18 protein-coding genes are annotated in these 17163 nt (G+C 66.7%); 7 read left to right on the top strand and 11 right to left on the bottom strand.

Features of this window, described 5'->3' with window-relative positions:
* Positions 1 to 16: 16 nt before the first annotated feature.
* From FHY50_RS11710 to FHY50_RS11690, 5 genes are all read left to right on the top strand, one after another.
* Positions 17 to 484 carry a PTS sugar transporter subunit IIA gene (locus tag FHY50_RS11710; RefSeq protein WP_140230884.1) on the top strand — a complete coding sequence of 156 codons (468 nt, stop codon included), beginning with the start codon at positions 17 to 19 and terminating at the stop codon, positions 482 to 484.
* Complete coding sequence (locus FHY50_RS11705; protein ID WP_243846637.1) at positions 474 to 953, top strand: PaaI family thioesterase; 480 nt, start codon at positions 474 to 476, stop codon at positions 951 to 953. Before FHY50_RS11710 ends, FHY50_RS11705 begins: the two co-directional genes overlap by 11 nt.
* Positions 950 to 1288 (top strand): DUF1491 family protein, encoded by a 339-nt coding sequence (locus tag FHY50_RS11700; protein WP_140230883.1) that lies wholly within the window; start codon positions 950 to 952, stop codon positions 1286 to 1288. The genes FHY50_RS11705 and FHY50_RS11700 overlap by 4 nt, the downstream gene beginning before the upstream one ends.
* 301 nt (positions 1289 to 1589) lie before the next feature.
* The gene (locus tag FHY50_RS11695) at positions 1590 to 2120 is read left to right on the top strand and encodes a cell wall hydrolase (protein WP_244935348.1); all 531 of its coding nucleotides are present in this window, start codon (positions 1590 to 1592) and stop codon (positions 2118 to 2120) included.
* Positions 2121 to 2169: 49 nt separating this feature from the next.
* Complete coding sequence (locus tag FHY50_RS11690; protein ID WP_140230881.1) at positions 2170 to 2655, top strand: MmcB family DNA repair protein; 486 nt, start codon at positions 2170 to 2172, stop codon at positions 2653 to 2655.
* Here FHY50_RS11690 and FHY50_RS11685 read toward each other — a convergent pair.
* From FHY50_RS11685 to FHY50_RS11665, 5 genes are all read right to left on the bottom strand, one after another.
* Positions 2650 to 3075: a DUF1810 domain-containing protein gene (locus FHY50_RS11685; RefSeq protein WP_140230880.1), complete on the bottom strand. Its 426-nt coding sequence runs from the start codon at positions 3073 to 3075 to the stop codon at positions 2650 to 2652. The genes FHY50_RS11690 and FHY50_RS11685 overlap by 6 nt on opposite strands.
* Positions 3076 to 3084: 9 nt before the next feature.
* Positions 3085 to 4383 (bottom strand): dihydrolipoamide acetyltransferase family protein, encoded by a 1299-nt coding sequence (locus tag FHY50_RS11680; protein ID WP_140230879.1) that lies wholly within the window; start codon positions 4381 to 4383, stop codon positions 3085 to 3087.
* A 2-nt stretch (positions 4384 to 4385) separates the two neighbouring features.
* Entirely contained in the window at positions 4386 to 5390 is a 1005-nt protein-coding gene (locus FHY50_RS11675) for an alpha-ketoacid dehydrogenase subunit beta (RefSeq protein ID WP_140231183.1), read from the bottom strand.
* A 184-nt stretch (positions 5391 to 5574) separates the two neighbouring features.
* Positions 5575 to 6861, bottom strand: a complete 1287-nt coding sequence (locus FHY50_RS11670) for a 3-methyl-2-oxobutanoate dehydrogenase (2-methylpropanoyl-transferring) subunit alpha (RefSeq protein WP_140230878.1) — start codon at positions 6859 to 6861, stop codon at positions 5575 to 5577.
* 101 nt (positions 6862 to 6962) lie between these two features.
* The gene (locus FHY50_RS11665) at positions 6963 to 7970 is read right to left on the bottom strand and encodes a fumarylacetoacetate hydrolase family protein (RefSeq protein WP_140230877.1); all 1008 of its coding nucleotides are present in this window, start codon (positions 7968 to 7970) and stop codon (positions 6963 to 6965) included.
* Between the two features lie 111 nt (positions 7971 to 8081).
* On the opposite strand from FHY50_RS11665, the gene FHY50_RS11660 reads away from it, so the two are divergent.
* Complete coding sequence (locus FHY50_RS11660; protein ID WP_243846636.1) at positions 8082 to 11069, top strand: PAS domain-containing protein; 2988 nt, start codon at positions 8082 to 8084, stop codon at positions 11067 to 11069.
* A 105-nt stretch (positions 11070 to 11174) separates the two neighbouring features.
* Positions 11175 to 12479 (top strand): adenylosuccinate synthase, encoded by a 1305-nt coding sequence (locus tag FHY50_RS11655; RefSeq protein ID WP_140230876.1) that lies wholly within the window; start codon positions 11175 to 11177, stop codon positions 12477 to 12479.
* Positions 12480 to 12540: 61 nt separating this feature from the next.
* Here FHY50_RS11655 and FHY50_RS11650 read toward each other — a convergent pair whose 3' ends face one another.
* The 6 genes from FHY50_RS11650 to FHY50_RS11625 all read right to left on the bottom strand — a co-directional run bounded on the left by FHY50_RS11650 (position 12541) and on the right by FHY50_RS11625 (position 17143).
* On the bottom strand, positions 12541 to 12846 hold the full coding sequence (locus FHY50_RS11650) for a hypothetical protein (protein WP_140230875.1): 306 nt from the start codon (positions 12844 to 12846) through the stop codon (positions 12541 to 12543).
* A gap of 116 nt (positions 12847 to 12962) precedes the next feature.
* Positions 12963 to 14033 carry a chorismate synthase gene (gene aroC, locus FHY50_RS11645; RefSeq protein WP_140230874.1) on the bottom strand — a complete coding sequence of 357 codons (1071 nt, stop codon included), beginning with the start codon at positions 14031 to 14033 and terminating at the stop codon, positions 12963 to 12965.
* Positions 14030 to 14452, bottom strand: coding sequence for a hypothetical protein (locus FHY50_RS11640; RefSeq protein ID WP_140230873.1), 423 nt, complete (start codon positions 14450 to 14452; stop codon positions 14030 to 14032). Before FHY50_RS11640 ends, aroC begins: the two co-directional genes overlap by 4 nt.
* Complete coding sequence (gene fabI / locus FHY50_RS11635; protein ID WP_140230872.1) at positions 14452 to 15279, bottom strand: enoyl-ACP reductase FabI; 828 nt, start codon at positions 15277 to 15279, stop codon at positions 14452 to 14454. Before fabI ends, FHY50_RS11640 begins: the two co-directional genes overlap by 1 nt.
* On the bottom strand, positions 15276 to 16217 hold the full coding sequence (locus FHY50_RS11630) for a YihY/virulence factor BrkB family protein (protein WP_244935347.1): 942 nt from the start codon (positions 16215 to 16217) through the stop codon (positions 15276 to 15278). Before FHY50_RS11630 ends, fabI begins: the two co-directional genes overlap by 4 nt.
* 8 nt (positions 16218 to 16225) lie before the next feature.
* Positions 16226 to 17143 carry a DnaJ C-terminal domain-containing protein gene (locus FHY50_RS11625; RefSeq protein WP_180345118.1) on the bottom strand — a complete coding sequence of 306 codons (918 nt, stop codon included), beginning with the start codon at positions 17141 to 17143 and terminating at the stop codon, positions 16226 to 16228.
* Positions 17144 to 17163: the final 20 nt, after the last annotated feature.

Here is a 17163-nt window from a genome sequence, read left to right as displayed (position 1 = left end):
TGCCGACCCTGTATCGATGACCGACCTTGCCGACCTGATCCAGCCCGACGCGGTACGGGCGAACCTGTCCGTAGCGTCGAAAAAAGCCCTGTTCGCAGCGCTTTCCGACATCGCCGCCGCCCAGATCGGCGGCGATGCGGCAGCGATCCAGGCGCGGCTCGCCGAGCGCGAGAAGCTGGGCTCGACCGGGTTCGGTGGTGGCATCGCGATCCCGCATGCCCGTGTCGAGGGGATCGACCATGTCGCCGGCGTGTTCGTGCGGCTGGTCAAGCCGCTCGATTTCAAGGCGGTCGACGACCTGCCGGTCGATCTCGTCTTCATGCTGATCTCGCCCGCGGCGGCTGGCGCCGAGCATCTCAAGGCGCTTGCGCTGGTGTCGAGGCGGCTGCGCGACCGGGGTTTTGCCGCCAAGCTGCGCGGCGCGGGGCTGCGCGATGCAATTTATGCGCTGCTCACCGCAGGTGAGGCGCGCGATGCCGCGTGACGCGGGGGCGCAAGCCGATCCGGTCGGAGCGCAAACGCATTACCGCGCGCTCGAACGGCTCTATGGCGCCGCGCCGATCAATCAGCTGTTCGATTCCGTACTGGAAATCCCTTCGGCAGGGATCGCGCGCATTCGTTTCACGCTCGACGAGCGGCATTTTCACGCTGCGGGCGCGGTGCACGGTACCGGCTATTTCAAGATGCTCGACGATGCCGCCTTCTACGCCGCCAACAGCCTTGTCACCGATCGCTTCCTGCTGACCACCGCCTTCAACCTCCTGTTCACGCGCCCGCTAAAGGCAGGACCGGTGGTAGCCGAGGGCCGCTGGATCAGCGGGCAGCGCCGCGTGTTCGTTGCCGATGCGCGCTTGCTGGACAGCGATGGGGAGGAAGCGGCGCGCGGGACGGGCACCTTCATGCGCTCGCGGATCGCGCTGGCCGATCTGCCCGGCTATGCGGACCCCCGGTGAACCGTCTTCCAACGCATCTCGTCACAAGTGCGTTGATCCGACGAGTCGGCAATGCCGGCGGAAGTGCGATGGTGCTTGCGCGTGGCGACAGCGAGGGCGGGATGATCCTCGTCCTGGCTGGCGACAGGGGCGGTAATCTGCGCTTTTTGGAGCGGGGAATGTCTCGCGATGGCACCGCCGTTTTAGCACAATGCGGCCCCGATCGGATCGTCGACGATGCGGCCGCGACGGAATATTGGCAGCGCCGCCGCCGCGTCGATCCCGATTTGTGGGTGATCGAGGTGGATGTCGCAGACGCGGAACGATTCGTCGCTGAAACGATCCTGAACGATTGACTCTGCTGCACTGCACAAGGCACAGGCCGCGATAGATTTTTTCGCGTTGGGCCGTGCGGGGTGCGATCTCGTCGGTGACGCAGTCGGGGGAATGCCCGGTAGAGTCGCCTTGCAATGGCAGGAGCGGCACTCTCGCGTATCCACCGCATTCGATCGTCAATGAATGCCGTTCAAGTTTCGGGTCGCGTCCGTCGCGGCCGTCCTATCATGCGCCGCAGCCTCGATCGGCGCTACGTCTCCGGGCCTCGCCCGGGAAGTCGAGGCTGATGTCAGGAATGTGGTCAACGCCGCCGCCCCTGCTGTGGTTCCCACCCCTCCCTCGCCGATCCTGCCCGCGTCGCTTACGCCCGAATCGTCGGACATCGCCGCAGAGCCGCCGATCGGCGCAGTGGCCAATCCGGCACTCGCCACCAGCTTCGCCAGCCTGTCCGACGCGGTTGACGCGCATGCCGTCGGTGCCGGGACGCTCGACGACGAGACGCGCTGCCTCGCGATCGGTGTCTATTTCGAATCCAAGGGCGAGCCGCTGTCGGGCCAGCTTGCGGTCGCCAACGTCATCCTCAACCGCGCTGGATCGGGCCGTTTCCCGTCTTCGGTGTGCGGCGTGCTCACCCAGCGCAGCCAGTTCTCGTTCGTGCGCGGCGGGCGCCTGCCCAGTGTGCCCGAGGGGCGCGCGGCATGGAAGACCGCGGTAGCGGTCGCCAAGATCGCACAAGCCGATGCCTGGAAGAACCCGGCGCCGAACGCGCTGTTCTTTCATGCGCGCCATGTTTCGCCGCGCTGGAACAAGGCGCGCGTCGCATCGCTCGGCAACCATATCTTCTATCGCTGATCGCGCGGCGGGGCTTTTCCTCGTTCGCCTATTGTTCTAAAGGGCCGGGATGCAGATTGCGTCTCCGGCCCTTGCCATGCCCGGCGGCATTGTCGCCGCCGATGTCGCGCGCGGGGTCACGCGCATGTTGCTGCGCCACGACATCGTCGCGATTGCCGAAGTGCCGCTCGACGGCGGGCGCCGCGCCGATCTGATGGCGCTCGACGCCCGCGGCGCGCTGGTCATCGTCGAGATAAAGGTGTCGCGCGCCGATCTGCTCGGCGACGGCAAATGGACCGACTATCTCGACCATTGCGACCGCTTCTTCTGGGCAGTTCCCGAAGGCTTCGACGCTTCCCCGCTCGATCGCGAGGCGTTCCTTCCCGAGCGCTGCGGCGTGATCGTCGCCGACCGCTATGATGCGGCGATCGTGCGCGAGGCGCGCTCGCACCCGATGCCGTCCGCCGCCCGCAAGCGGTGCACGCTTGCGCTGGCCCGGCGCGCCGCGCGCCGCGTCATCGGCCTGACCGACCCGGAAGCGATCCCACCGCTATGAAGCGCGGTCGGGCAACAGGTCCAGGGTCGCCGGATCGGGCCCGCCGCACCATCGCTGAAGCTCGCGTTCGACGATCGGCGGACCACCGGCCAAGGCGAACAGGGTCAGCGACGACCGCAGCTTGACCGCGTCGACCGGGCTGAACACCTTCTCCGCATCGGCGTCGCCGATCGCTGCCAGCGCTTCGATACACGCGATCAACCGTGGCCCGAGCACCGGGTGCGCCAGATAGGTGCGCGCCTCCGCCAGCGAACCGATCGCATAATGCTGCGCCATCGCGCTGCGCCCCAGCCCGGCGAGCTGGGGAAAGATGAACCACATCCAGTGGCTCCGCTTCGTGCCCGCGGTTATTTCCGCAAGCGCCTCGGAATAGCTTGCCGCCTGCGCGTCGACGAAGCGGCCCAGGTCGAAGCGGTCCATCGCCCGCGTTCAATCCGCGAACAGCAATACCGGCGTTTCGAGCAGCTTGCGCACCGCCTGGACATAGCTTGCCGCATCCCAGCCATCGACGACGCGGTGGTCGCACGAAATCGACAGGTTCATCAGCTTGGCGCGGCGGATGTCGTCGCCCCCCTGTGGATTTCTGACAAAAACCGGCCGCTCGACAATCTTGTTGGGTCCGATGATCGCAACTTCGGGCCGGTTGATCACCGGCGTCGTCGCGATTCCGCCCAGCGGGCCCAGCGACGTGACGGTGATCGTCGACCCCGACAGCTCGTCCGACTTGGCCTTGCCCGTGCGCGCGGCGTCGGCGAGACGCGCGATCTCGGTTGCCAGCTGCCACACATTCTTGTCCTGCGCGTCGCGGATCACCGGTACCATCAAGCCGGCGTCGGTCTGCGTCGCCATGCCCATGTGGACGCGGCCGTGGCGCGTCACCACGCCCGCGTCGTCGTCATAGCGCGCATTGAGCATCGGAAACTCGGGCAAGGTCCGGCAGATCGCGACGATGAGCAGCGGCAGCATGGTGAGTTTGGGCCGCTGCCCGCGATTGGCATTGAGATCACCGCGCATCGCCTCAAGCGCGGTGACGTCGATCTCGTCGACATAGGTGAAATGCGGGATCGTCCGCTTCGATGCCGCCATGTTCTCGGCAATGCGCCGGCGCATGCCGATGACCTTGATCGCCTCATCGTCACGCGCGCGCGATGCGCGGGGCGCGTGATAGCCCTCGCCCGATCCGTAGCGAAGATAGGCGTCGAGATCGGCGTGGCGGACATGCTGCCCGTCGGATTTGACCGCGGCCAGGTCGACACCGAGTTCCTTGGCGCGGGCGCGCACGGCGGGGGAGGCGAGCACGGTGCGCGCTTCCGCGTGCTCCGGCGCAGGCCGGAGCGGTAGCAGGTCTTTCGCTTCGGTCGCCAACGCTCCGGCCTGCGCCGGAGCACGGGGTGGAGCGGGGCTGGGCTCCGCGACCTCCTCCACCCCGGGATTCTCGGCCTCGACCTGCTCCTCGATCGCTTCGGCAGGCGTGTCCGCGACATCGCCTTCGGTCTCGATCACCACCAGCGTCGATCCGATCGGGATCTGGTCACCGACCTCTCCAGCCAGCTCGACCACCGTCCCCGCGACCGGCGATTCCATCTCGACCGTCGCCTTGTCGGTCATCATGTCGGCGAGTTGCTGGTCCTCTTCGACCCGGTCGCCGACGGCGACGTGCCAGGTGACGATCTCGGCCTCGGCAATGCCTTCGCCGATATCGGGGAGGCGGAAAGAAAAGCGCGCCATCGTCAGTCCTTCATGATCTTCTTGAGCGCCTGGCCGATGCGGACCGGCCCCGGGAAATACGCCCATTCCAGGCTGTGCGGATAGGGCGTGTCGAACCCGGTCACCCGCTCAATCGGTGCTTCCAGATGATAGAAGCAGCGCTCCTGGACCAATGCCGACAGTTCCGCACCGAACCCCGCCGTCCGGGTCGCTTCGTGGACGATCAGGCAGCGGCCGGTCTTCTTCACCGACGCCTCGATCGTGTCGATGTCGAGCGGCAACAGCGTGCGCAGATCGACGATCTCCGCATCGATGCCGGCATCGGCGACCACCGCCTGGCAGACATGCACCATCGTGCCATAGGCGAGGATCGTCAGGTCGTTGCCGGGACGCGCGATCGCCGCCTTGCCTAGCTCGATCTTGTAATAGCCGGTCGGCACTTCGCCAGCGGGATGCTTCGACCAGTTCTGCGACGGGCGGTCCCAATGGCCGTCGAACGGGCCGTTGTAGATGCGCTTGGGCTCGAAGAAGATCGTCGGGTCGTTATCCTCGATCGCTGCGATCAGCAGCCCCTTGGCATCGTACGGCGTCGACGGGATCACCGTCTTGAGGCCGGAAACGTGCGTAAAGATGCCCTCGGGCGACTGGCTGTGCGTCTGGCCGCCGAAGATGCCGCCCCCGAACGGCGACCGTACCGTGATTGGCGACGTGAATTCGCCGCCAGATCGATAGCGCAGCCGCGCCGCTTCGCTGACGAGCTGGTCGAGCGCGGGATAGATGTAATCGGCGAACTGGATCTCGGGCACAGGGCGCAAGCCATAGGCCCCCATCCCGACCGCGACGCCGATGATGCCGCATTCGGTGATCGGCGTATCGAACACGCGCTGCTTGCCGAACTTGGCCTGCAAGCCCGCGGTCGCCCGGAACACGCCACCGAAATAGCCGACATCCTCGCCCATGACGATGACGTCGGGGTCGCGTTCCATCATCACCTCCATCGCGGAGTTGATCGCCTGGATCATGTTCATGCGGGTCGTGGGAGTATCTGAATCACCCACGGTCTGTTCTTCGATCACATTGCTCACCACACATATCCCGTCATTCCCGCGAAAGCGGGAATCCAGCTGCCTTGTCGCGTGCTCGTCAGATCAAGAAGCTGGACCCCCGCGTTCGCGGGGGAGACGAGCAGGAGGAATGGGCAGGAACCAGTCATCATTTGCGGTCCCATGGCCGCCCGCTCGCCGTCTCTTCGGCCAGCATCTGCGCCTGCTGCTCGCGCAGGTGCCACGGCATTTCCTCGAACACTCCGTCGAACAGCGTGTCGAGCGGCTGGTGGAGGCCATGGCCGAGGATGCCGTTCTTCTCGGCTTCCTTCTGAGCGGCGCGCACCATCTCGGCCAGCTCGACGTCCTGCGCGGCGTGGCGCGCGTCGTCCCATTCGCCGATCGCGATCAGATGCGCCTTCAGCCGCGCGATCGGATCGCCGAGCGGCCATTCGCTGGCCTCGTCGGCGGAGCGATATTGCGACGGGTCGTCCGAGGTCGAATGCCCTTCGGCGCGATAGGTGAAATGCTCGATCAGCGTCGGTCCCTGATTGGTCCGCGCGCGCTCGGCCGCCCATGAAGTCGCCGCATAGACCGCCAGTGCGTCGTTGCCGTCGATGCGCAGCCCGGCAATTCCGTACCCGACCGCCCGCGCCGCGAACGTGGTCGCCTCGGCGCCGGCAAATCCCGAAAAGCTCGAAATCGCCCATTGGTTGTTGACGACGTTGAAGATCACCGGCGCGCGATAGACGCTGGCGAAGGTGCAGGCGGAATGGAAGTCGCCCTCGGCAGTCGATCCCTCGCCGCACCAGGTGGCGGCGATGCGGGTGTCGCCCTTGGCCGCACTTGCCATCGCCCAGCCGACCGCCTGCGGATATTGGGTGGCGAGGTTGCCGGAGATCGAGAAGAAGCCGTGATCCTTGACCGAATACATGATCGGCAGCTGCTTGCCCTGCAGCCGGTCGCCCTTGTTCGAATAGATCTGGTTCATCATCTCGGTCATCGACCAGTCACGGGTGATGAGGATGCCCTGCTGGCGATAGCTCGGGAAACACATGTCGTCGCGTGCGAGCGCCATCGCCGCGGCGACCGACACCGCCTCCTCGCCCGTACATTTCATGTAGAAGCTGGTCTTGCCCTGACGCTGTGCGCGGAACATGCGCTCGTCGAACGCGCGGGTCAGCGCCATCATCCGCAACATTCGTCGCAGCTGGTCGGGGTTGAGCCGCGGGTTCCAGGGGCCGACCGCCTGATTGTCGTCGTCGAGCACCCGCACCAGCGTATAAGCCAGGTCGTGAAAGCTGTCGGCGGCAGCGGCGGTGTCGGGACGCCGCGCTTCGCCCGCAGGTGGCACCACGATGTCGCTGAAATCGGCCGCGTCTCCAGGCCGGAACTTGGGTTCGGGCACATGCAGCGAAAGCGGCGGCAGATTGGGGCGCGGCAGGTCGCCGGTCATGGTCTCTCCAGAAAATGGCCGCATCGTCGGCAGCACCAACGCGCGGACACGGGCTTTGGCCGCTTGTTATAAAATTTCAAGCGGCCACGCCAGTGGCTGGTTCAGACCGGCACGACCTGCTGTTCGATAACCCCGAAGATCGGATGATGGCGGTCGTCCTCCGCCCAGATGCGGACGGTGTCGCCATGCTGGAGGAACGGGGTCGCCGCCGCCCCGTCGCGGATCGTCTCGGTGGTGCGCAGCTCGGCAAGGCAGCTATAGCCGACGCCGCCGGCGGCGATCGTCCGGCCCGGCCCGCCATCGGCGTCGCGATTCGACACGGTGCCTGATCCCACGATCGTGCCCGCCCCGAGCGCGCGCGTCCTGGCGGCATGTGCGATCAGCGTTCCGAAGTCGAAGGTCATGTCCTCCCCGGCATCGGCGCGGCCGAACGCTTCGCCGTTGAGATCGACCATCAGCTTGCGGTGGAGCTTGCCGTCCTGCCACCAGTCTCCCAGCGCATCGGGGGTGACGAATACCGGCGAGAAGGCACTCGCGGGTTTTGACTGGAGAAAGCCGAAGCCCTTGCCGAGTTCGCCGGGGATGAGGTTGCGCAGGCTGACATCGTTGGTCAGTCCGACCAGCCGCACGGCGGCGAGCGCTTCCTCGCGGCTCGCGCCCATCGCGACGTCGCCGGTGACGACGACGACTTCCGCCTCGAGATCGCAGCCCCAGTCTTCGTCGGCCAGGGGGATCGCATCGCGCGGGGCGAGAAACCCGTCCGAGCCTCCCTGATACATCAGCGGATCGTGCCAGAAGCTGTCGGGCATTTCGGCGCCGCGCGCCTGTCGCACCAGCGCGACATGGTTCACATAGGCCGACCCGTCGACCCACTGATAGGCACGCGGCAGCGGCGACGCCGCCTCGCGCTCGTGGAACCGCTCGCGCGGGATGACTTCGTGATCGAGGTCGGTGGCGAGGTTGCGCAGCAGCGATTCGATCTCGTCCCAGTCGTCGAGCGCCGCCTGCAGTGTCGGCGCGATCGCCTGTGCGTCGGCATACCAGGCAAGATCGCTCGACACGACGACGAGGCGGCCGTCGCGGCCGTGCTTGAGACTGGCCAGTTTCATGCGCTCTCCTGTGTTCTGGTACCTCCCCTGCATAGTCGGTGCGGCGCGCTTGTCGAGGCTCGCGCCGCGGCGTGGTTGACAGCCGCGGTCGGTCCAAGCATCGCTCGCAACATGCACTCCGGCCTGAGTTTTCTCGATCATCGCGGCGAGATGGCGGAGCGTATCCGCCACCATGACTGGTCGAAAAATCCGCTGGGCCCGCTGGATAGCTGGCCGCAAGCGCTGCGCTTCGCGGTTAATCTGTGCCTGGGATCGGGCCACCCCACCGCAATCTATTGGGGTCCGGATCTGCGGCTGGTCTACAACGACGCCTGGGCCCCGATTCCGGCTGAGCGGCACCCTTGGGCACTCGGCCAGCCCGGAGCAGAGGTGTTCGCCGAAATCTGGGACATTGTCGGCCCGCAGCTCGACCAGCTGATGGCGACCGGCGTGTCCACCGCCAGCTACGACCAGCGACTCGACATCGTTCGCGACGGCGTGCCGCGGGAAGCCTATTGGAACTACAGCCTGTCGCCGATCCGCGACGAGTATGGCGTGATCGTCGGTGCGTTCAACCAAGGCAACGACGTGACCCAGCGGGTGCTCGCCGAACGCGCCCGGCGGCTCAGCGAGGAGCGGCTGCAACTGGCTCTCGGCGCTTCGCACGGGGTCGGCACCTGGGACTGGGATATCGTCGCCGATCAGGTGACCGCCGATTCGCGTTTCGCACGGATGTACGGCGTCGATCCCGATCTCGCGGAACATGGTGCGCCACTGGAGATGTTCTTCGGGCGCATCCATTCCGACGATGCCGTGCGGGTCGAAGGCGAAATCACCCGTTCGATCGGCGAAGGCCTGCCCTTCGCCAGCGAATATCGCCTGGTCCAGGAAGATGGCAGCGTGCGCTGGGTCGCGGCAGAGGGGCGGGTCAGCTACGCCGAAGACGGCACCGCGCTGCGCTTGCCGGGCGTCACCTTCGACATCACCAATCGTCGCCGCGCAGAGGATCAGGCCCGCGCCGTCGCCGAGGAACTGCGCAAGGCCAACGAAAGCCAGACCTTTCTCTATTCGCTCGCCGAGCGCCAGCGCGGGCTCGACAATCCGCAGGCGATCATGCGCTTCACCGCCACTGCATTGGGGCGGCGGCTCGAGGTCGATCGGCTCGGCTTCTATCGGGTCGCCCCCGATGAGACGGTCGAGTTCGGGCCGTGCTGGACCAGCGGCGCGCTGCCGCCGATGCGCGGTTCGTTCCACGCATCGACGCTGGGGGAGGCGGCGCATCGTCGCTATCGCGCCGGACGCACGCTGGTGCTCGGCGACACGCGGGGCGACGCAGACCATGCCGAGACCGGGATATCGAAACATTCCGCCGCGGCGATCGGCGTGCCGCTGCTGCGGCACGGGCGCTGGGTCGGCAGTTTGTACGCCAATCAGGCCGAGCAGCGCGCTTGGACCGAGGAGGAGGTGGCGTTCCTCGAAGCGGTCGCCGAAATCACCTGGGACGCGATCGAGCGTGTCGAAGCGGTCGCCGCACTCCAGGAAAGCGAGGAGAAATTCCGCGCGATCGCCAATTCGATCGACCCGATGGTATGGTCGACCCGACCCGACGGCTTCCACGATTATTATAACGACCGCTGGTATGAATTCACCGGCGTGCCGCACGGATCGACCGATGGCGCCGGGTGGAACGGGATGTTCCACCCTGAAGACCAGGAGCGCGCCTGGGCGCAGTGGCAGCACTGCCTTGCCAGCGGCGAGCGCTATCACATCGAATATCGCCTGCGCCATCACAGCGGGCACTATCGCTGGGTGCTCGGCCGTGCGCAGGCGGTGCGCGACGAAGGTGGCCGCATCACGCGCTGGTTCGGCACCTGCACCGACATTCAGGACATTGTCGAGGCGCGCGAAGTGCTTGCCCGCTCGCGTGCTGAGCTCGAAGCTGCGGTGAGCGAGCGTACGCAGCAACTGATGGCGGCGGAAGAACAGCTGCGTCAGGCACAGAAGATGGAAGCGGTCGGTCAATTGACAGGCGGCATCGCGCACGACTTCAACAACATGCTCGCGGTCGTGATCGGCGCGCTCGACCTGCTCGAACGGCGTCTGCGGCAGGGATCGACCGATGTCGATCGCTACGTGCTGGCTGCGCGCGACGGCGCGACCCGGGCGGCGGCGCTGACGCAGCGGCTGCTGGCCTTCGCGCGCCAGACGCCGCTGGCGCCGTCGGTGATCGACGTCAACGCGATGGTGCTGGGCATGATCGACCTCGTCAATCGCACGATCGGCGACGATGTCCGGGTCGAGACGCAGCTGGCGGCCGACCTGGCGCCTGCCATGGCCGATCCCAGCCAGCTCGAGAACGTCATCCTCAATCTTTCAGTCAACGCGCGCGATGCGATGCCGCGCGGCGGCGTGCTGACGATCGCCACGGCAATGGCCGCCATGTCGGAAGCCGACCGCGTCGGCATGGGGCTGGCACCGGGGCACTATATCCTTGTCACCGTCAGCGACACCGGCGCGGGCATGGCGCCCGACGTCGCCGCGCGCGCGTTCGAACCGTTCTTCACGACCAAGGGCGTCGGCAAGGGCACCGGGCTCGGACTCAGCCAGGTGTTCGGTTTCGTGCGCCAGTCTGGCGGGCATGTCCGCCTAGACAGCGAAGCGGGGCACGGCACCACGGTGACGCTGTACCTGCCTGCATCGTCCGGCGCCGCGGCCGCCCCCCAGAGCGATCCGGTCCGGCGCGAGACGCTGCCGCGCGGCGCGAGCGACGAGGTGGTGATGGTGGTCGAGGACGAGGAACGCGTTCGCAATTTCTCGGTCGAGGCGCTGCGCGAACTCGGCTACACCGTCGTCCATACCGCGCATGGGGCCGAGGCGCTGGCGATGATTGAAGCGGGGCAAGGGATCAGCCTGCTGTTCACCGACGTCATCATGCCCGAAATGACCGGGCGCGAGCTGGCCGATCGCGCAGGAGCGGCGATCCCGGGGCTGCGGGTGCTTTATACCAGCGGCTATACCCGCGACATCGTCGACGACATGTCGTCGCAGGGTAGCGTGCTGGCCAAGCCGTTCGATCTCGCCCGGCTCGCGCACCGCGTTCGCGCGGCCCTCGACGAATAGAAAGCCGGCCGGGCGGGAGTGGGGCCGCCGGGATGCCCGATCGCGCTGGACCGGCCCGCTTCCACGATTTAGGGGAACGCGGCACTCTTTGCAAAGGACCGCAGCTTGGCCAATGTCACCGTAATCGGCGCCCAATGGGGCGATGAGGGCAAGGGCAAGATCGTCGACTGGCTCGCCGAGCGCGCCGATGTGGTCGTGCGCTTTCAGGGCGGGCACAATGCCGGACATACCTTGGTGGTCGGCGACAAGGTCTATAAATTGTCGCTGCTGCCCTCCGGCATCGTGCGCGGGACACCCAGCGTCATCGGCAACGGCGTCGTGCTCGACCCCTGGGCGCTCCGCGACGAGATCGAGCGGCTGCGCGAGCAGGGGGTGGCGGTCACCCCCGAAACGCTGATGCTGTCCGATATCTGCGCGCTGATCCTGCCATTCCACCGCGATCTCGACGCCCTGCGCGAAGATGCCAGCGGCGCTGGAAAGATCGGGACGACGCGGCGCGGTATCGGCCCGGCCTATGAGGACAAGGTCGGCCGCCGCGCGATCCGGGTGTGCGACCTGGCGCATCTCGATGCGCTCGATCCGCAGCTGGACCGGCTGTGCGCGCATCACGACGCGCTGCGCGCCGGGTTCGGCGAAGCGCCGATCGACCGCGCCGCACTGCTCGATCAGCTGCGCGAGATCGCCGATTTCGTGCTGTCCTATGCGCAGCCGGTGTGGCGCGTGCTTCACGACGCGCGCGCGCGCGGGCGGCGCATCCTGTTCGAAGGCGCGCAGGGCGTGCTGCTCGACATCGACCACGGCACCTATCCGTTCGTCACGTCGTCGAACACCATCGCCGGGACCGCCGCCGGTGGGACCGGGCTGGGGCCGAGCGCGGTCGGCTTCGTGCTCGGCATCGCCAAGGCCTATACGACGCGGGTAGGGTCGGGACCATTTCCGACCGAGCTCGACCCAGATGGCGAAGAGGGGGCCACCGGCCAGCGGCTTGGCGAACGGGGTCGCGAATTCGGGACCGTCACGGGGCGCAAGCGCCGCTGCGGCTGGTTCGACGCGGTGCTGGTGCGGCAATCGGTCGCGGTCTCCGGCGTTACCGGCATTGCACTGACCAAGCTCGACGTGCTCGACGGGTTCGACGAAGTCGCATTGTGCGTGGGGTATCGCCTGCGCGGTGCCATGATCGACCATTATCCGGCGCACGCCGCCGACCAGGACGCGGTCGAGCCGGTCTACGAAACCATGCCTGGCTGGTCCGAATCGACCGCCGGTGCGCGCAGCTGGGCCGATCTGCCGGCGCAGGCGATCAAATATATCCGCCGTGTCGAGGAATTGATCCAGTGCCCGGTCGCGCTGGTCTCGACCAGTCCCGAACGCGACGACACCATCCTGGTGCGCGACCCCTTCGCCGACTGAAACCGGCACAACCAAAAAAGGGCCCGGTTTCCCGGGCCCTTGATAGTCGCATCGATGTCGATCAGCGCTGCGGCGGCGTGCCGGTCGTGGCATCTGGCATGGTCGCCTCGGGCGTCATCGGATCCGTTGCATCGGTATCGTCCGCATCGTCGGCGGTAGCATCCGGATTGGTGACCGGATCCGTCGGCGGTGGCGTCGGGGCCGGCATCGGCGTGGTATCGGTCGGGGTCATCGCATCATCGACCGTGGTGCTGTCGGTGGTCGAGTCCTGCGTGGTCGGCGGCGTCTGCTGCGGCGTGGTGGTTTGTGCCACGGCGGCGGTCGAACCGCAGAGGAAGGCGAGGGCGACAAGTGCATGCGTACGCATGATATTCTCCTGTGATTGGGTAGCGTGTTGCTAACCAACAAGGTGGCGGTTCGGCCCGGAATTGCGAATCCAGCCGTCCCCGGTCAGGCTCGGTTCAGCGGGAGCTGTGCCATTTTTCAGCCACATTGGGCCCGGTGCAGCAGCATCTGGTCCGCCAGCACCAGTGCTACCATCGCTTCCACCACCGGAACGCCCCGGATGCCGACGCACGGATCATGGCGCCCTTTGGTACGGATTTCGGTTGCCGCGCCGCTGCGGTCGATCGTCGGCACCGGCGTCAGGATCGAACTGGTCGGCTTGAACGCCGTGCGGATGCGGACCGGTTGGCCGGTGGCGATCCCGCCCGCGATCCCGCCGGCATGGTTGGCGAGGAATTCGGGCGCGCCGTGCGAACCCGGCCGCATCGCATCGGCATTGGCCTCTCCGCTGAGCATCGCCGCGCCGAAACCGTCGCCGATCTCGACGCCCTTGACCGCGTTGATCGACATGCACGCCGCCGCCAGTTCGCTGTCGAGCTTGGCATAGAGCGGCGCGCCCCAGCCTGCGGGGACCCCGATCGCCTCGCAGGCAACCACCGCCCCCAGCGACGACCCCGCCTTGCGCGCGGCGTCGATCAACGCTTCCCAGCGCTTGGCCGCATCGGCGTCAGGGCAGAAGAACGGGTTGCGATCGATTTCGCCCGCGTCGAACTGCGCAGGGTCGACGGCGTCGCCGCCGATCGCCTCGACCCAGGCGCGGATGGCGACGCCCGGGATGACCAGCCGCGCGATCGCCCCGGCCGCGACCCGCATTGCCGTCTCGCGCGCAGAGGATCGCCCGCCGCCGCGATAGTCGCGAAACCCGTATTTGGCATCGTACGCATAGTCGGCATGGCCGGGGCGATAGGCCTGCGCGACCTCCGAATAATCCTTTGAACGCTGGTCGACATTGTCGATCATCAGGCTGATCGGCGTCCCGGTGGTTCGCCCTTCGAACACGCCCGACAGGATGCGTACCTGATCGGGTTCCTGTCGCTGCGTCGTGAAGCGTGAGGTGCCCGGACGGCGCTTGTCGAGGAACGGCTGGATGTCGGCTTCGCTCAGCGCGATGCCGGGAGGGCAGCCATCGACCACCGCGCCGATCGCAGGCCCATGCGATTCGCCCCAGGTGGTAAAGCGGAAGATGCGGCCGAACGTGTTGAAGCTCATGCGCCCGGGGCATCCTGCTTGCGGGTCAGCTTGGCGATCTCGTCGCGATACCGGAACCGCAACGCCGACCAGTCGCCGTCGATCGCGATCTGTGTCACCGGGAGCAGTCCGGCTTCGAGCAACGGCGTCCAGCCCGTGTCGCGGCTAAGGTCGCTGCGTACCCGGCCGCTTTTCTTGGGATAGGCGAACCATAGCCGTCCGCCGCGACGATAAGCCGGCAGCACCGCCGCAAGCATCGCCGCGACTTCGGCCTTTTCGGCGACGAACGCGATTATGACGTCAACCGACGCTGGCCGGTCGCACGGCAGCGGGAGGGCCTCTGCCAACTCGGCCGGGATCGCGACCCCCCATGCGACCATGCCCGGCTTGATGCCGAGCTTGGCGAGCAGCGTTTCGCTTGGAGACGCGCCGCTCGCCATTACGCCAGCGCGATGTCCGGCGCATCCTCCGCCTTCATCCCGATCACATTGTACCCAGCGTCGACGTGGTGGATTTCTCCGGTCACTCCGCTGGCGAGGTCGCTGCACAGATACAGCCCCGCGCCGCCGACATCCTCGATCGTGACGTTGCGCCGCAGCGGCGAGTTGAGCTCGTTCCACTTGAGGATGTATCGGAAATCGCCGATCCCGCTTGCTGCCAGCGTCTTGATCGGCCCGGCGGAAATCGCATTCACCCGGATATTCTCCGGCCCGAGATCCATCGCCAGATATTTGACCGAGGTATCGAGCGCCGACTTCGCCACGCCCATGACATTATAGTGCGGCACGACTTTTTCCGACCCGTAATAGGTCAGTGTCAGCAGCGAGCCACCGCCCTTGCCCGTGTCCGGGTCGAATGGGGTCATCATCGCGCGCGCGCGCTGCGCCACGGCGGTGAACGAATAGACGCTGACGTTCATCGTCATCAGGAAATTGTCGAGGCTGGTATCGTAATAGGCCCCGCGTAGCTCGTTCTTGTCAGAAAAGCCTATCGCGTGGACGACGAAGTCGATCGTCGGCCATTGCTTTCCCAACTCGTCGAACAGCCGGTCGAGCGAGGCCATGTCGGCGACGTCGCATTCGAACAGGCGCGCTACGCCCAATTGCTCGGCCAGCGGCCGCACGCGCTTGGCCACCGCCTCCCCCTGATAGCTGAACGCCAGTTCGGCGCCGGCCTCCGACAGCTGCTTGGCAATGCCCCATGCCAGCGAGCGATCATTGGCGAGCCCCATGATCAGCCCGCGTTTCCCGTCCATCAATCCGCTCACGACGTCGCGGTCTCCTTGTTCTCGTCCGCGCTCTCTAACCCGCCCGGCGGCAGTTCCGCCAGCGCCGCGTTGAGTTCGGCGCCAATTACCACCCCCAGGCCGATGATGAAGAAGAAGATCAGCGCGATCATCACGCCCGCAAGGCTGCCATAGGTCAGGTCGTAGTTGCCGAGCATCCCGAGCACGACCGGCAACAACGCGGTCGTGCCGAGCCACCAGCCGGCGACGAACAGCGGCCCCGGCCATTTCGGGCATTGCTTCATGCGATAGCGCCGCGGCGTCAGCGAATAGAACAGCATGTACAGCGCCCCGAACAAGGCGATGGCAGGCGCGATCTTGCTGATCGACACGATCGACGCCGCATCGGTTGCGAATGGCAGCACGCGCAGGATGAACTGTTCGACCCCGACGAGGATCACCTGGAAGCTGAACGCCGCCATCGCCAGGATCACCGACCCGAAGATCAGCCCGATCGACCCCAGCCGATATTCCCAGAACGGCCGGTCGAACGTCAGCCCGTACGCCTGGCGCAGGATCGATCGCACCGTCTCGATGAACCCGGTCGTCGTCCACAGCCCGACGATCGCGCCAAGCCACAGTAGCGACCCCGATCGTGCCTCGAGGACGTCAAGGATAGGCTTTTCAAGCACGCCTGCCACCTCGGGCGGGACCGTCTTGAGGAAGGCAGTGACCGCCTGGATGCCGTCGCCGGTGCGGCCGAACAATCGCGCGATCGCCGCCGCGACGATGAAGAACGGGAACAGCGTGACCAGCGACAGATAGGCGAGGTTTCCGGCATGGGTGAAGCCGTCGGTATAGGTGCCGACGGCGACGCGCTTGGTCACCTCGATCATGCGCTGCGTCACCCCCATCCTGTCGAGGCGGCGGCGAAACGCGTTCGGGCGCTGGGCGCGCTCTTCGGGCGATTCAGGCGACACTGGCGCGGTCAGATGCCCAGCTTGGCGCGCGGATCGACAGCATCGCGGCCGGGCCAATTTTCCACGAATGCGATCAGGTCGGCGTCATTCGCGGGGATGTCGATCATCAGCGTCACCAGCTGGTCGCCCCGCCCGCCGGTCTTGCGATGAAATCCCTTGCCCTTGAGCCGCAGCACCTTGCCCGAGGTCGATCCGCGGGGCACCGTCAGCATCACCGCGCCCTCGGTGGTCGGCACGCGCACCTGCCCGCCCAGCACCGCCTCGGCGAGGCTGATCGGCAGGTCGATACGGACATCGTCGCCGTCGCGGGTGAAAAAGCGGTGCGGCGTTACCTCGATGGTGACGATCGCGTCGCCATTGCCGCCCGGCCCCTGCTGGCCCTTGCCGGTCAGCCGCATCTGCGTGCCGCTCTCGACGCCGACCGGCAGCTTGAGGTCGATGGTCTTGCCGTCGGCCAGCGTGATGCGCTGCGGCTTCAGCGCGGCGGCATCCTCGAACCCGACCGCCAGCCGATAGGCGACATTGGCGCCCTTGGGCGCCGCGCGGCGCCCGAAGCCGCTGGCGAAGCCGCCGCCGCCGCGCGCGCCGCCGCCGCGGCCGAACAGCCCTTCGAAGATGTCGCCGAAATCGCCCCCTTCGCCGCCAAAATCGGCCTGGCCCGCGCCCGGGCGAAAGCCGCCCTGGCCACCGAATGGCGACGTCGGATTGCCGTCGCCGTCGATCTCGCCGCGGTCGAAGCGGGCGCGCTTGTCCTTGTCGGTCAGCAGATCATAGGCCTGCGTCACATTGGAAAACCGCTCCGACGCCTTGGGATTGTCCTTGTTGCGATCGGGATGCAGCTCCTTGGCGAGCGTACGATACGCCTTCTTGATCTCTGCCTCGCTGGCGCCGCGTGCGACGCCCAGGGTTGCGTAAGGGTCGGCCACTCATATCCCCGTTGATCGTG

Source organism: Sphingomonas japonica (assembly GCF_006346325.1).
Lineage (GTDB): Bacteria > Pseudomonadota > Alphaproteobacteria > Sphingomonadales > Sphingomonadaceae > Sphingomonas > Sphingomonas japonica.
This window is presented reverse-complemented; position numbering and strand designations above follow the sequence as displayed.

Coding starts and splice junctions, on each gene's coding strand:
- FHY50_RS11710 (WP_140230884.1), top strand. CDS start 17: ATGACCGACCTTGCCGACCTGATCCAGCCCGACGCGGTACGGGCGAAC.
- FHY50_RS11650 (WP_140230875.1), bottom strand. CDS start 12,846: ATGCGTACGCATGCACTTGTCGCCCTCGCCTTCCTCTGCGGTTCGACC.
- FHY50_RS11670 (WP_140230878.1), bottom strand. CDS start 6,861: ATGACCGGCGACCTGCCGCGCCCCAATCTGCCGCCGCTTTCGCTGCAT.
- FHY50_RS11660 (WP_243846636.1), top strand. CDS start 8,082: ATGCACTCCGGCCTGAGTTTTCTCGATCATCGCGGCGAGATGGCGGAG.
- aroC (WP_140230874.1), bottom strand. CDS start 14,033: ATGAGCTTCAACACGTTCGGCCGCATCTTCCGCTTTACCACCTGGGGC.
- FHY50_RS11680 (WP_140230879.1), bottom strand. CDS start 4,383: ATGGCGCGCTTTTCTTTCCGCCTCCCCGATATCGGCGAAGGCATTGCC.
- FHY50_RS11685 (WP_140230880.1), bottom strand. CDS start 3,075: ATGGACCGCTTCGACCTGGGCCGCTTCGTCGACGCGCAGGCGGCAAGC.
- FHY50_RS11705 (WP_243846637.1), top strand. CDS start 474: ATGCCGCGTGACGCGGGGGCGCAAGCCGATCCGGTCGGAGCGCAAACG.
- FHY50_RS11665 (WP_140230877.1), bottom strand. CDS start 7,970: ATGAAACTGGCCAGTCTCAAGCACGGCCGCGACGGCCGCCTCGTCGTC.
- FHY50_RS11690 (WP_140230881.1), top strand. CDS start 2,170: ATGCAGATTGCGTCTCCGGCCCTTGCCATGCCCGGCGGCATTGTCGCC.
- FHY50_RS11640 (WP_140230873.1), bottom strand. CDS start 14,452: ATGGCGAGCGGCGCGTCTCCAAGCGAAACGCTGCTCGCCAAGCTCGGC.
- FHY50_RS11675 (WP_140231183.1), bottom strand. CDS start 5,390: ATGAACATGATCCAGGCGATCAACTCCGCGATGGAGGTGATGATGGAA.